The organism is Catellatospora chokoriensis (genome assembly GCF_011297315.1).
In the GTDB taxonomy this organism is placed as follows: domain Bacteria; phylum Actinomycetota; class Actinomycetes; order Mycobacteriales; family Micromonosporaceae; genus Catellatospora; species Catellatospora citrea.
Genome location: NZ_JAAOTI010000011.1, coordinates 1 through 12,189 on the forward strand (window position 1 = coordinate 1; position 12,189 = coordinate 12,189).

The window sequence follows — 12,189 nt, forward strand, 5'->3', positions numbered from 1 at the left end:
TACCGGCGCCGTTGGAACCCAGCAACGCGAAGATACTGCCCGGCGCGACGCTGAAGTCCACACCCTTGAGGACTTCCAGCTTGCCGTACGACTTGCGCAGTCCACTGACGTGGATCGCGGGGGGTGGCGTGCTCATGGGGGTGGTCACTCCTTATTCGACGGTCAGGACCGTGTTCGCGCTCATACCTCGTGTAACGAGTTACACCGTAGGTCGCACTACTGTGGCTGTCAAGGTAGTTGGGTAGTCGTGGTAAGTTGATGAACGAGGGAAACGACGCGCAGACGTCTCAGACCGGCACACCAACAGGAGGTCAGGCCATGGAGAGCCCACTCAGTCCGGACGACCTCGCACAGTTGATCGAGCAGGCCGCGGAGACCGGCGACCTTGCCCTGCTGCGGCGGCTGGCCGACGCGGGCAGCACCGATGCACTCGACCAGCTGGTCGAGTCGGCAACGGAGCAGGAGAACTACGACGAACTGCGGCGCTTGGCGGCGGCCGGCAACCAGGATGCCGCGGACATCCTGGCCGAACTCGACGCCGACACCTAGGAACAGACCGGCGGCCTGTGTGAGCACTCGCTCGAAGTACCGGGGCGGAAGCTACTTCCCGTTCGCGCCGGGGTTCACGCCGATGGACTCCTGGTAGACGTCCGCGTAGGTGCGCGAGTCCTTGATCAGGTCGTCGCAGAAGGCCGCGACGTCGGGGCCTATCAGCTCCAGCACTCCCTTGCCGTCGGCGGCGCCCCCTTCGAAGAAGTCGACGATTCCGGGCAGCAGACGCCCGTCAGCAAGGTCGATCGGACCGACCTTGAACAGGTACTTCTGCATCTCCTTGTAGACGATCTGGTAGTCCGGCGGGAGTGCCTTGACCCGGGCCACGTGCGCCCGCCACTGCTTCTTGCCCTCGATGATGTCCTGGATACCCACGTCAGCCTCCTAGCCGGCCCAATTTCCTAGCGACGTTCCTGTTCAACTGCTCGCGCCACCGGTCCCGATAGGTGCGGGCGCCCTCCCCGCCGGCCAGCGCCACACAGAAGCCGGGGATGTCGTCGCCGAGCACCTCATGGACGCTCTGTCCGTCCGCCGACGTCTCCTCCAGCAGCCCGAGGGCGGAGTCGAGGATCGGCATCAGGTTGCGACCCGTGAAATCGCCGTACGGGAAGAGGTGGCCCTTGATCTGTTCCCACGCCGCCCGGTAGTCGGCCGGCAATGCTTGCGCCCGGACCTCGAACGCCTTCCACTCTCTGGTGAGATCGCTGCCGGTGATGGTCTCCCAGAAACTCATCTGCCGCCCTCCTTAAGACTGTCGATGCGTGACGAGACGTATTTCCATTTCGCCCAGAACGACGCGAGCTCTTCGCGGCCGGCGTCGTTGAGCGTGTAGAACTTGCGCGGCGGGCCCACCTCCGACGGTCGTTTCGTCACCTGGACGAGCCCGTTCTTCTCCAGTCGGAGCAAGATGGTGTAGACCGTCCCCTCGACGACATCGGCGAAGCCCAGGTCGTTCAGCCGGCGCGTGATGGCGTACCCGTAGGTCTCCTCGCCGCCGATGATTTCGAGAACGCAACCCTCCAGCGTGCCCTTCAGCATCTCTGTCAGATTGTCCAAAGCGACCCTCCTTCGCCACTCGCTACTCGGTGTTGCTAGGTACCGGTACAACGTAACACTAGCTACCGGTACCTAGCAACACTTAATACCTAGGAAGGCGCGCCAGGGTGGTGCGGGGTGTGGCGGCGCAGCAGCAGGGCGTTGAACGTGACGATGATCGTTGAGGCGCCCATCAGCAGCGCGGCCCACTGCGGCTGCAGCACCAGCCCCAGGCTCGGGTAGAGCACCCCGGCCGCGACCGGGATGGCCAGCACGTTGTAGATCGCGGCCCAGAACAGGTTCTGCTTGATCTTGGTGCGGACGGCGCGGGCGATGGACAGGGCGTAGCCGACGTCGGCCGGGTTGTCGCGGATGAGCACGACGTCGGCGGTCTCGACGGCGATGTCGGTGCCGGCGCCGATGGCGATGCCGATGTCGGCCTGCGCCAGGGCGGGTGCGTCGTTGACACCGTCGCCGACCATGGCGACCTTCGCGCCGGCCTGCTGCAGGGCGGCGATGTGACCGGCTTTGTCGGCGGGCAGAACCTCGGCGATGACAGTGTCGATGCCCAGCTGCCGGGCGACGGCTTCGGCGGTGGAGCGCTGGTCGCCGGTGAGCATGACGGTGCGCACGCCCGCGTGTACCTGCTCTGCTGGTACGGCGCGGACCTGGCGCTCGACATATACCAGCACGGCTGCCTCACCCGGTCGATCGACCTGCACCCGTTCCTGGCCATCGAGGTCGAGGGATATCCCCGGATCACGTTCGCCGGACCGGGCAGGCCCGTCGGGCACGACTTCAGCTCCGACGAAGAAGCCGGCGTCGCTGACGGCCGCTGGTCACCGACGCCGAGCAGGCGCCGGACGAGGCCGGCAACCTCGGGTACGGACACATCGACTTCGAGGCGTGACCCCGACCGGATCCGCGGCAGACGTCACTCGCCGATCAGGCTGGTCAAGCGCCCCGCGAACAGCTGCGCCTCGATGTCGTCGACCTCGCCGCCCAGCTCGCGAATCAGCGTCTCCTGGGTGCACAGCACCCTGCCGCCCTCCCCCAGCTCGGCCCTGGGGACCACCACGATCTCGCCGCCGACCAGGGCGAGGACGGGATCGACGTCTCGGGACCGGGCGAGCACGCGCACATCGTTCGACGTGACCGTGGTCATGGACTCAGATTACCGAAGGAGGTGTCTGCGGCGTGGGCCATACGCACGCAGAAGCGGGCAGCCCCGTTCAACTGACCCGCAGGCGGCCCAGATACCGGCACAGGACGGGCGTCGTGCCGGGCGTGCCGGCCACGTGCGTCGCCACGTCGATCCGATCGAGCTTGTTCAGTCCCGAACTCCTCGCCCCGGCCGGCACCGCGAACATGCGCGACGCCTCCAGCACCAGCGGTCTGGCGAAGTCCCTGTCATCGGGCCGGGTCGGCAGGCCGGCGCGGTAGATGCCGTGCACCGCCGTCGCGAGGGTGAAGCCGGTCCCGGTGAGCAGGCCCCGCCGCAGCTGCGCGACGTCGCCCAGCGCGTCGTTGAGCTGCCGGACCCGCGACGGCTCGACCGGCACGGTGAGCAGCCGCTTGAGGATGTCGGCCCGGGTCGGCTGCCCGCTGCGCGCGCCCGCGCCCGCCGCGTTCGCCCCGCCGGTCTTCTTCGACAGCAGGCGTTCGGGCATCGCGAACATCCCGTTCTGCTCCTCAGGGTGCCGGCCGCCGCGCGGCTGGCGGACGAACGTGTTCCGGATGAGTTCGGGCGCGGCGTAGCCGACGAGCGCGGCGTTCGCGACGAGTACGACGTTGGTGACGGAGACCTTCTGCGACGGGTCGGCGCGGACCAGCCTGCGCAGCACGTCGACGATGGCCGCATGCGCCGGGAACAGGTCCCGGTGCTGGTCGAACAGCCAACCGACCTGCTCGATGCGGTCCGGCAGCGCCTTCCAGGCCGCCCGGCCCGCCGCGTACGCGGAGTACGTCTTCCACTGCTGGTAGCCCTGCACCTTCAGCAACTCCGCGGCCTGCGCGGCGAAGCGCCGGTCGAGCACCACGTTCTGGAAATACGCCTCGTCGCAGCAGACCAGGTACTCCTCGCCGGGTATGCCCTGGCCGCGGCTGATCATCGCGTCCTCGAAGGAGCCGGACAGCTCCAACAGTTCCGGCAAGCCGTCCGGGACATCCACCCGGACGTGCGGGATCGACGACTCCGGCATACGGTCCAGGAACGCCTCCGCGGCCGCCCGCGCCGCCCGCGCGGTCTCCGCCGCGTACTCGGCCGCCGCCTTCGCGGCCCTGGCCGCCTCCGCCGCGGCCTCCCCCGCCGCTCTCGCCGCCGCGGCCGCCTCCGACGCGGCCTCCGCCACGGTCATGGCGGTGCCCAGGGCGGCGCTGCCGGCCGCCGCCGCGGTGCCCACGGCCGCCACGGCCACGCCGAGCCCCAGTTCGAGCGCCTCCTCGGCGGCGCAGCCCATGAGCGCCATCATCAGGCCTTCGGCCAGCTTCTCCGCCATCTGCCGGGTGAGCCTCTTCGCCGAGTACGACTCGAACGTGAACTTGAACCGGTACAGCAGGATGCCGGGCTTCTCCCGCGACACCTCCAGCTCGACCTTGGCGGTCTTGAGGCCGTTCCTGGCCATCCCGATGCGCAGCACCGCCTCGAAGGCCCGGCTCCAGCGCAGCTTGAGGATCTTGGGGTTCCGGTCGGGGTACACGGTCCCCGGCTTGAACGGCATCTTGTAGCTGGCGTAGGTCCTGCCGCAGTCGGCTATCTTCTCGTCGCCGGCGATGCGGCCGGTGTCACTGCAGGGCTTGATGTCGTAGAACTCGAACCTGTCGCGCTTGTCCACCCCGTTGACGACAGCGGGCGGCACCCGCGCACCCTTGAAGGTCAGGATGTCGGGCCAGCGCAGCCTCCCCTTGACCCTGGCGTCGGCCTGCAACCGGCTCTCGCTGATGCCGAGCCACTCGACCAGGATCTCGATGTAGCTTCGCCGGCTCAGCTCGTCGGACCAGTCGCTGCGGTAGCCGCGCTTCGGATGGAACTCCAACGCGCCGCCGGTGACTTCGAGGTAGTCCTCGATGATGGGCCACTCGACCTCGAAGCCGAGCAGCATCGCTCCGTAGCGCTCCACCAGCTCGCCCGGGGTGTGCAGGAACTCGAACTCGGCCATCTTCGTCGTGCGCCGTCAGGCAGCCGCTGGTTTGACGTCGATGCTGATGTCCAGCCCACTCGTCGGCGAGTAGTCGAACCAGCTCGCCACGAGCGAGGCGCCCGCCGCCGCGGAGATGTCCGCGTCCAGGCCCGTGCCGCCCTCCTGCCCGTCGGCGCCGTACGAGACGAGGTCGTAGTCGTTGCCGGAACCCGGCAGCCGGTACACCAGCTCGCGGCCCCAGGCGTCGGTGAACGGCCCGGGAATCGGCAGCTCCGACAGCTGCGCCGGGTACCGGCCGTTCGCCTCGTGATAGGCCTCGACTTCGCGCACCACCCGCTGCATCGTGTCCCACGTCTGGCGCTGCTGCGGGTACAGCAGCGGACGCGCATGCAGCTCGGGATTGGCCGGCGGGATGCCGGTGTAGTTGGTGCGCCCGAATGCCGCGACCTCCTCGCCGAGGGTCAGGTACGGCGAGTTGCCGGCGCCCCCGAACACGCCGGTGTCGAGCAGCTGGATCAGGTCGTGCTCGAAACCCGGCCGCACCGGGATCACCACGCGGACGTAGCCGGCCCGCAGGAAGTCGCGGTGCGCCGGATCGGGGTGGTCGAACAGCATCTTCTCGCGGCCGAGGTCGTCGGAGCCCCAGAAGTACGGGTACAGGAAGTGGAGCAGGTTCTCCCACTCGACGGCATGGTGCAGGAACTTCACCAGGTCGCCGAAGCCGGACGCGGTCAGCCACTCGGACTGGCTCAGCCGCCGCGTCGCCGCGCCGCCCGCGACACCGAACAGCCCGTCGTCGGCCAGGTCGTCCGTCTCGAAGCGCAGCAGCCGCTGCACCACCTCGCCGACGTCGTCGGGCGCCGCGTCGAAGTCCGCGCCGAGCAGCCACAGCAGCGTGCATCGCACGAGCTCCTCGCGCTCCAGCCGGCGCAGCGACAGCGTGTCGGAGCCGGCGAGCCGGCGCCACAGCCGGTCCCGTTCCTCCTGCAGCCGGGCCGCCCGCTCCCGGTGCGCCACGGCCTGCGCCTCCCGCAGCGCGGTCCAGCACTGGTGCTGCCACGCCTCGAAGTGCTCCGGGGAGAGCTTCACCGTGTAGCGGAAGCTGGCCTTGAGCTCAGTGCCCGCGCCGGCGATCAGCTGGAGGGTGCGGCGGTCGTCGCCACCGAAGGTGTCCAGGCTGATCTCGTACACGCCGTCGCCGGAACCGCTGCCGGCGTTCGGGAGCTTCCTGCGCTTGGCGCGCCAGTTCTCGTCGGAGATGTTGAGCAGCGGCTCGCTGTCGAAGCCGCCCCAGTAGCTCAGGATGCAGGTGACCGTCGGCTGGACCCGGTAGCCCGGTGGTGGCACGAACTCGATGATCGCGCCCTTGCCCGCTTCGAGGTCCACCTTGACGGTCTTCGGCTCCTCCGGCTTCGGCGGAGGGTCGAGCGTGATCTGGTGGGTGCGTTCGAGGTTGCGCCAGGTCTTGTCGGTGATCTCGTACGGCGCGAGCTTGACGACGAACGGCTCGGCGATCTGGCGGTCCAGCTCGGCCAGCCGGCGGTACTGCGCCCACAGCCGCGCGCCGGGATTGGGCACCGCGAGGTCGAACGTCAGCCGCATCCCGTACCGGAACAGGTCGGTGCGCCACTTGCGCATCATGCGGAAGTAGTCGACCCGGATCGCGCGGTCCTCGTACGGGTTCGTCAGCGTGCGCAGCGAACTGTCCTCGACCCCCTGCCGGGTCGCGAGCTTCACCGAGACCTTGTGCTCCTGCCGTGCCCGCGCCGACGCCTTCTCGGTGATCTCCCGGGAACGCTGCGCGCTCTGCTTGACGGACTCGCGGGTCTCCGTCGCGTTCTTCAACCCCACGGCGACGGTCATCGACACGCCCGCGCCCGAACCCGTGTACGAGGCGCCGAAGTCGAACGCGCTCGAATGCCGCCGCTCGTTCTCCGCCGACATCGACGCGTCGGTCTTCTCGGCGACGCCGCGCTCGCTGTACGTCTCGAAGTAGTCCGAGACGATGTTCTCGTACTCCTCGCTGGAGGTCGACCACTCCTTGTGGGAGATGGTCACCGTCTCCATGGGCGTCATCGGCACGGTGAAGACCAGCTCACCCTGTTCGATGCCGGCCGGGTACATCTCCAGCCGCTCCAGGTGCAGCGTGCCGACCGGCGACGCGCTCACCCGGCGCGCGAACACCCGCGCCACCAGGGAGGTGAACCCGCCGCCGCGCCGCTCGACCAGCTGCTCGGCAAACCGTTCGATCGCCGCGGCCGGCACCGTCGCCGCCTCGCGCGCGATGCCGAACCGGCGGCCGTCGTCGTCCAGGCCGCGCAGGAGGCGGGCCAGCGACGCCATCCCGTCCCGTACGGACTGCTCGCCGTGCGACTCGGCCATGCCCTCCAGCCACGCGACGTCCTCGGGCGAAGCCTTGAGCTGGCGTACGAAGCTGAGCTTCTCCAGGGCGCGGCCAGGCACGCGGGCGGCGTGACCGCGCTCCTGCTCGGTCAGCTCGACGGTGACGTAGCTCGCGGTGAGCAGCACCCGCTTGCTGTTGACCAGATCCATGCCGCACTCCCGCCGGTCAGGTGTACGCACATGGTGTGCGGTCGACGGCCGATCCGCGCACCATCCATCGCCTGTGCGACAGAAGGACCACCCGGCGGAGGCATCCGGATGCCACCCGGCTGTCCCTTGCCTGACAGGGCATTCCATGGTCGAGTGCCCGGGTGGCCGACGACTGGGATGAGCGGTTCGGCTGGGCCTGGGACCTGATCAGCGAGGACCCCGCCCGGCGCGATGCCGCGCACCTGCGACTGGACGGGCTCCGCCTGGCTCGTGCCGCCGCCGGCACCCGGCAGCAGCACGAGGAGGCGAGCCGCAGGCTGCTGCCCGACGGGCTGTGGATCGGGTCCCGCCCGGGGCTGGCACGACTACCGCGTGCCGTGCGCTACCGGCTGCTCTACCTGGACTGGGAGGTGCGGTTCCCGCACGAGTGGGCCTGGCACGCCAAGTCCTGGCCCACGAAGAAGAGCCTGCTGCGGACCTTCCACCAGCACGTCGACGAGTTGCCCGGCTGGATCCGGACGGTGCTGGCCGACCTCGTGCTGCTGGTGGCGGCCCGGCCGCACCGGCTCGGCGACGAGCGGTACGCCCGGCTGGCCCGGGTGCTGGTCGACGACCGGCTGCGCGACGGGCTGCGGGAGCTGGGCGAGCACGCCGACGAGGGGGTACGCCTGCGCGCCGGCTACCTGACCTGGGTGGTCGGCAAGCGGATCCTGCCGGAGCCGAAGCCGTGCCAGTGGCGGGACTACCTGCAGGAGCTCGGGCTGGTCGAGGAGCCGGCGGAACGGTCCCCCGCGATCCTGCCCCTGGTCCGCGAAGGGCGCGTGCCGACCCTGGTGCGCTGCCCCCGGTGCGCCGGACCGGCGGAAGCCGGGTGCCCCGCGCCCGACGACAACCGGCAGGTGTGGCGGGTGACCTGCGCGCACTGCCCGTACACGGCGGCGCTGCGGCCCGAGTTCCTGCACGGCAACCGCCGCGACGGCAGCGAGGTGCACGATCCGGTGTTCCGCCTGCCGCTGTGGCTGCAGCAGCCCTGCGCCGGTGGCCGGCTGTGGGCGTACGGCCCCGGCCACCTGGACGCGATCGAGCAGCACCTGCGTGCCCGCGTACGCCTGGCCGACGGCGGGGCCTACCTGCCCGCGTACCAGGTCGACCTGCCGGACTGGATGATGCCGCTCGACCGGCGCGACGAGCTGCTGGCCGGGATCACCGCGCTGCGCGCCACGGTTCCCACTGCGAGCGCCGCGCACTGACCGCGCGAGAGTGCCGTGACGCGTCGATCACGCCGGAACGGCTCCGGCGGACCGGTCGCCGTGCCACAGTGGTTCGGAAGCGCCGTGAGCAGCGACGACGGCTGGCGGCGACGGACCCGCACTCGCCGCGTGCCGTGTTCAGGAGGCTCACCATGGCAGACAAGCCGCCGCTGCCGCCGTTCGACCGCGCCAGCGCGCTGACGAAGGTGCAGGCGGCTGAGGACGCCTGGAACACCCGCGACCCGGAACGTGTCGCGCTGGCGTACACCGAGGACTCCGTGTGGCGCAACCGGGACATGTTCCTCACCGGGCGCCCGGCGATCATCGAGTTCCTGACCGGCAAGTGGGCCCGCGAGCTGGACTACGCGCTGCGCAAGAACCTGTGGACGTTCGACGGCGACCGGATCGCGGTGCGCTTCCAGTACGAGTGCCACGATGCCGCCGGGCAGTGGTGGCGCAGCTACGGCAACGAGCTGTGGGAGTTCGACGAACACGGCCTGATGCGCCGCCGCGAGGCCAGCATCAACGACGTTCCGATCGCCGAGTCGGAGCGGACCATCTTCGGGCCGCGGCCGCCCGAGGATCACGGCAAGGAGCAGCCGATCCGGTAGGTCGTGGCGGCCGATCCGACGCAGGACCAGCCCCGGCGGGTCTGCACGGTCACGGCTGCCGTCCTGGACAAGGCGAGACCGGCGCGGAGCATGTCCCACGCCGGCCACGAATGCTGCCCTCGACTGTGCTCAGTCCGTCGGCCAGACGGGCCACATGCGGGTCAGCGCGCGACCGGTCACCGCGGAGACCGCGAACGTGCAGGTAATCCTCATCGATCTTGGACCCGTTGCGAAAGACGGCACCGGCGCGGCACTCGACCACGTCACCGGGCAACCCGATGACCCGCTTGATCCACGTGTCGTCCTCGACAGTGATCACCACGATGTCGCCATGGTCGAGGCCGGTCCAGCGGAAGCTCAGCTTGTCCACGAGAATGCGGTCCCCAGGCTGCAGGGCGGGAGCCATCGCCCCCGACGGGTTCAAGGCGACGCCCGCCGCATAGGCGTTGACCGGCACACCGATGACCGCGAGCGCGACCACGGCCACGACAGCACGTCGCCGGATACGGACCCACTCGGGGACGTGCGTCGCACGCCGGGTCGCCCGCAGGCCACTCAGCGTCCATCGCACCGCATCCCACGAGCCCGTGGTCTCCTCGAACTCGCCGATGACCGCCTCGCCCCATTCGCTGCCGCGTGCGCCGCGTCCGCGTACCCCGAGGATGAGCGTGCGCCGAGCGACGCGTCGCAACCATGGTTCGGTCATGATGCCGTCCTCGGCGTCGCGGTGATGGGATGGGCGGCCGAACGCGGCTTGGCCGCAGCCAGCGCTGTCGACCCGTCACCCCGGCGGTGACCCGTGTCAGATCGCGAAACCGCCGTCGGCGTCGATCGTCGCGCCGGTGACGTAGCCGCTGTCCGCGCGGGCGAGGAAGGCGACCGCCGCCGCGATGTCGGCGGGCGCGCCGTAGCGTCCGAGGGCGGTGAAACCCCTGATCGTTTCGGCGTACGGGCCGTCGGCGGGATTCGCGTCGGTGTCGGTCGGACCGGGGTGGACCAGGTTCACGGTGATACCGCGTGGCCCCAGGTCGCGGCCGAGTCCCTTGGTGAGGCCGATGAGGGCCGTCTTGCTCATCGCATACAGGCAGTGGCCGGGAAACGCCGCCCGCTGCGCCATGTTGCTGCCGATGTTGATGATCCGGCCGCCGTCGACCATGTGGCCGGCCGCCGCCTTCGCCGCGACGAACGGCGCGCGGACGTTGACGGCGACGGTGCGGTCGAACTCGGCCAGTCCGAGGTCCTCGACCGGCCCGGTGAGGTAGATCCCGGCGTTGTTGACGAGGATGTCGAGCCGCCCGAACTCGGCGACGACCCGGTCCACCGCCGCCGTCAGCGCGGCCGCGTCGGCGCTGTCGGCGCGGACGGCCAGCGCGCGGCGGCCCGCAGCCTTGACCTGCTCGACCACCTGGGCCGCCCGGTCGGCATTCTGCTGGTACGTCAGCGCCACATCAGCGCCGTCCCCGGCGAGGCGCAAGGCGACCGCCGCGCCGATGCCCCGACTGCCACCCGTCACCAGTGCCACTTTTCCGTCAAGAACTCTGTTCATGAAGCAAGCCTGAAGCACCCGGCGGTGTACGTCTGGCGGGATCCAGACCGCGCATTCTCGGCGAATGCCTTGAAGGAGGCGTACCACGAACGGGGACGGTGTTATCGTCCTAGCCCATGGCCATGAGCACCGTAGTCTTCGACCTCGGCGGCGTGGTCTGCCGCTACCGGCCGGAACGGCGGCTCCAGGAACTCTCACGGATCAGCGGCCGGACACCCGCGGACGTTCACCGGATCCTCTATGGAAGCGGCTTCATCGGCGAGACCGAGCTGGGGCAACGGAACGCCGAGGAAATCGTCTCCGAGATCGGCGCAAGGCTGGGCCGACCGATGGACAGATCCGAACTGGAGCCCGCCTGGCTCGCCTCCTTCCCGGTGGACGAGGAGGTTCTCGAACTGGTCGGCCGCACAGCGGTGCGTCACCGCACCGCCATACTCACCAACAACGACCTGCTCCTGCGCGAGGCGCTGCTCAGTGCCCGCCCGGACTTCGCCGACCGCTTCGACGACATCGTGTTCTCCGCTGAGATCCACGCCGTCAAACCGGCGGCGGAGTCATTCCGCAAGGCTCTGTCGATCATGAAGGCCGAACCCTCCCAGGTGCTCTTCATCGACGACTCGGACACCAACGTCGCCGGCGCGCTCCAGGCGGGACTATCTGCGGTGCGTTATCAGCACGCACAGCAGCTCGCCAACGAACTGGAGAGATATCACGTGCTCGACGACTGACTCCGACTCGCGGGCATGAACCATGATCGCCTGCATGGCGGCTGGGTGACCCTGCTCAAGCACACTCTCCCGGCTGGAAGTACTCCGGACCCCAGCAGGTCGCGTCCGCGGGCAGGTCCCACCAGTGCGGCATCGGCGTCGGTCGCCACGCCGGATCCGGCTCGAAGTCCACCCAGCGGCCGTCGAAGGGCGCGGCCCCGGCACGGGCCAGAGCAAGCAGCCGTTCACCCTCGACCCGGACACCGGCGGCCTCGACTTCATCCCAGAACGCCGGATCGCCGGTGCATTCGGCGAAGGCGTCCTCGTCCTTCCAGGACCACCTGCCGTCCGGATAGACCAGCAAGTCGAGTTCCTGGTCGTGGACGTCGACCCCGCCGGCCCACCGGGTGATCGGACGCTCCAGGTTGACATACCAGCCCTCGAAACCGCCGTCGGGTCGCCAGCCCCACCAGATGGAGTGGGCCGCGCCGGGCGGCATCAACATCAGAGTCCGGAAAGGCTGCCAAGTGCCCAGGCTGAGCATCGTCGTCATCCGCAGCGACGTGAGCAGCGACAACTCCCGGGTCGGTCGGCCGGCACTGTCAAGCCGGCGCATGGTCTGTGAGCCCGTCTCGATCCACAGCGCCAGCCCGTGTTCGTCGTCGCTGACGACCCGGCCGCACAGCACCGAGCCGACCCGGCCGTCCGGGTGCAGGTGCCGGCGGACGATCGTCTGCCCCCGCTCATAGATCATTCGGGCACGATACGCAATCAAGGGCTAATAGTCACCGGACT

14 protein-coding genes and 1 pseudogene are annotated in these 12,189 nt (G+C 69.6%); 4 read left to right on the plus strand and 11 right to left on the minus strand.

Annotated features, from left to right (window positions below):
- A pseudogene (locus tag HAV39_RS17590) lies at positions 1-136 on the minus strand (ABC transporter ATP-binding protein); the annotation flags it as partial.
- 182 nt (positions 137-318) lie between these two features.
- On the opposite strand from HAV39_RS17590, the gene HAV39_RS17595 reads away from it, so the two are divergent.
- On the plus strand, positions 319-549 hold the full coding sequence (locus HAV39_RS17595) for a hypothetical protein (protein WP_191840299.1): 231 nt from the start codon (positions 319-321) through the stop codon (positions 547-549).
- 51 nt (positions 550-600) lie between these two features.
- On the opposite strand, the gene HAV39_RS17600 is transcribed toward HAV39_RS17595, so the two are convergent.
- The 7 genes from HAV39_RS17600 to HAV39_RS42250 form a co-directional block, all read right to left on the minus strand.
- Complete coding sequence (locus HAV39_RS17600; RefSeq protein ID WP_191840300.1) at positions 601-927, minus strand: DUF1048 domain-containing protein; 327 nt, start codon at positions 925-927, stop codon at positions 601-603.
- Between the two features lies 1 nt (position 928).
- Entirely contained in the window at positions 929-1,285 is a 357-nt protein-coding gene (locus HAV39_RS17605; protein WP_191840301.1) for a DUF1048 domain-containing protein, read from the minus strand.
- Entirely contained in the window at positions 1,282-1,608 is a 327-nt protein-coding gene (locus HAV39_RS17610) for a PadR family transcriptional regulator (RefSeq protein WP_191840302.1), read from the minus strand. Before HAV39_RS17610 ends, HAV39_RS17605 begins: the two co-directional genes overlap by 4 nt.
- Before the next feature lie 89 nt (positions 1,609-1,697).
- The gene (locus tag HAV39_RS17615; RefSeq protein WP_239120750.1) at positions 1,698-2,279 is read right to left on the minus strand and encodes an HAD-IC family P-type ATPase; all 582 of its coding nucleotides are present in this window, start codon (positions 2,277-2,279) and stop codon (positions 1,698-1,700) included.
- Positions 2,280-2,521: 242 nt separating this feature from the next.
- Complete coding sequence (locus HAV39_RS17620) at positions 2,522-2,752, minus strand: hypothetical protein (RefSeq protein WP_191840303.1); 231 nt, start codon at positions 2,750-2,752, stop codon at positions 2,522-2,524.
- Positions 2,753-2,819: 67 nt separating this feature from the next.
- Positions 2,820-4,745, minus strand: coding sequence for a hypothetical protein (locus tag HAV39_RS17625; RefSeq protein ID WP_191840304.1), 1,926 nt, complete (start codon positions 4,743-4,745; stop codon positions 2,820-2,822).
- Between the two features lie 15 nt (positions 4,746-4,760).
- Complete coding sequence (locus tag HAV39_RS42250; RefSeq protein WP_203736391.1) at positions 4,761-7,280, minus strand: type II secretion system protein GspG; 2,520 nt, start codon at positions 7,278-7,280, stop codon at positions 4,761-4,763.
- Between the two features lie 161 nt (positions 7,281-7,441).
- On the opposite strand from HAV39_RS42250, the gene HAV39_RS17635 reads away from it, so the two are divergent.
- Both HAV39_RS17635 and HAV39_RS17640 read left to right on the plus strand, forming a co-directional pair.
- On the plus strand, positions 7,442-8,530 hold the full coding sequence (locus tag HAV39_RS17635; protein ID WP_191840305.1) for a hypothetical protein: 1,089 nt from the start codon (positions 7,442-7,444) through the stop codon (positions 8,528-8,530).
- Positions 8,531-8,682: 152 nt separating this feature from the next.
- On the plus strand, positions 8,683-9,141 hold the full coding sequence (locus HAV39_RS17640) for a nuclear transport factor 2 family protein (RefSeq protein ID WP_191840306.1): 459 nt from the start codon (positions 8,683-8,685) through the stop codon (positions 9,139-9,141).
- Positions 9,142-9,190: 49 nt separating this feature from the next.
- On the opposite strand, the gene lepB is transcribed toward HAV39_RS17640, so the two are convergent.
- Positions 9,191-9,847, minus strand: a complete 657-nt coding sequence (gene lepB / locus HAV39_RS17645; RefSeq protein WP_191840307.1) for a signal peptidase I — start codon at positions 9,845-9,847, stop codon at positions 9,191-9,193.
- Between the two features lie 96 nt (positions 9,848-9,943).
- Positions 9,944-10,687, minus strand: coding sequence for an SDR family oxidoreductase (locus HAV39_RS17650; protein ID WP_191840308.1), 744 nt, complete (start codon positions 10,685-10,687; stop codon positions 9,944-9,946).
- 116 nt (positions 10,688-10,803) lie between these two features.
- Between HAV39_RS17650 and HAV39_RS17655 the strand changes: the two genes are divergently transcribed.
- Entirely contained in the window at positions 10,804-11,415 is a 612-nt protein-coding gene (locus tag HAV39_RS17655; protein WP_191840309.1) for an HAD family hydrolase, read from the plus strand.
- Positions 11,416-11,470: 55 nt separating this feature from the next.
- Here the strand turns inward: HAV39_RS17655 and HAV39_RS17660 are convergent, their stop codons facing one another.
- Positions 11,471-12,148 carry a ribonuclease FAU-1 family protein gene (locus HAV39_RS17660; RefSeq protein WP_191840310.1) on the minus strand — a complete coding sequence of 226 codons (678 nt, stop codon included), beginning with the start codon at positions 12,146-12,148 and terminating at the stop codon, positions 11,471-11,473.
- Between the last annotated feature and the right edge of the window lie 41 nt (positions 12,149-12,189).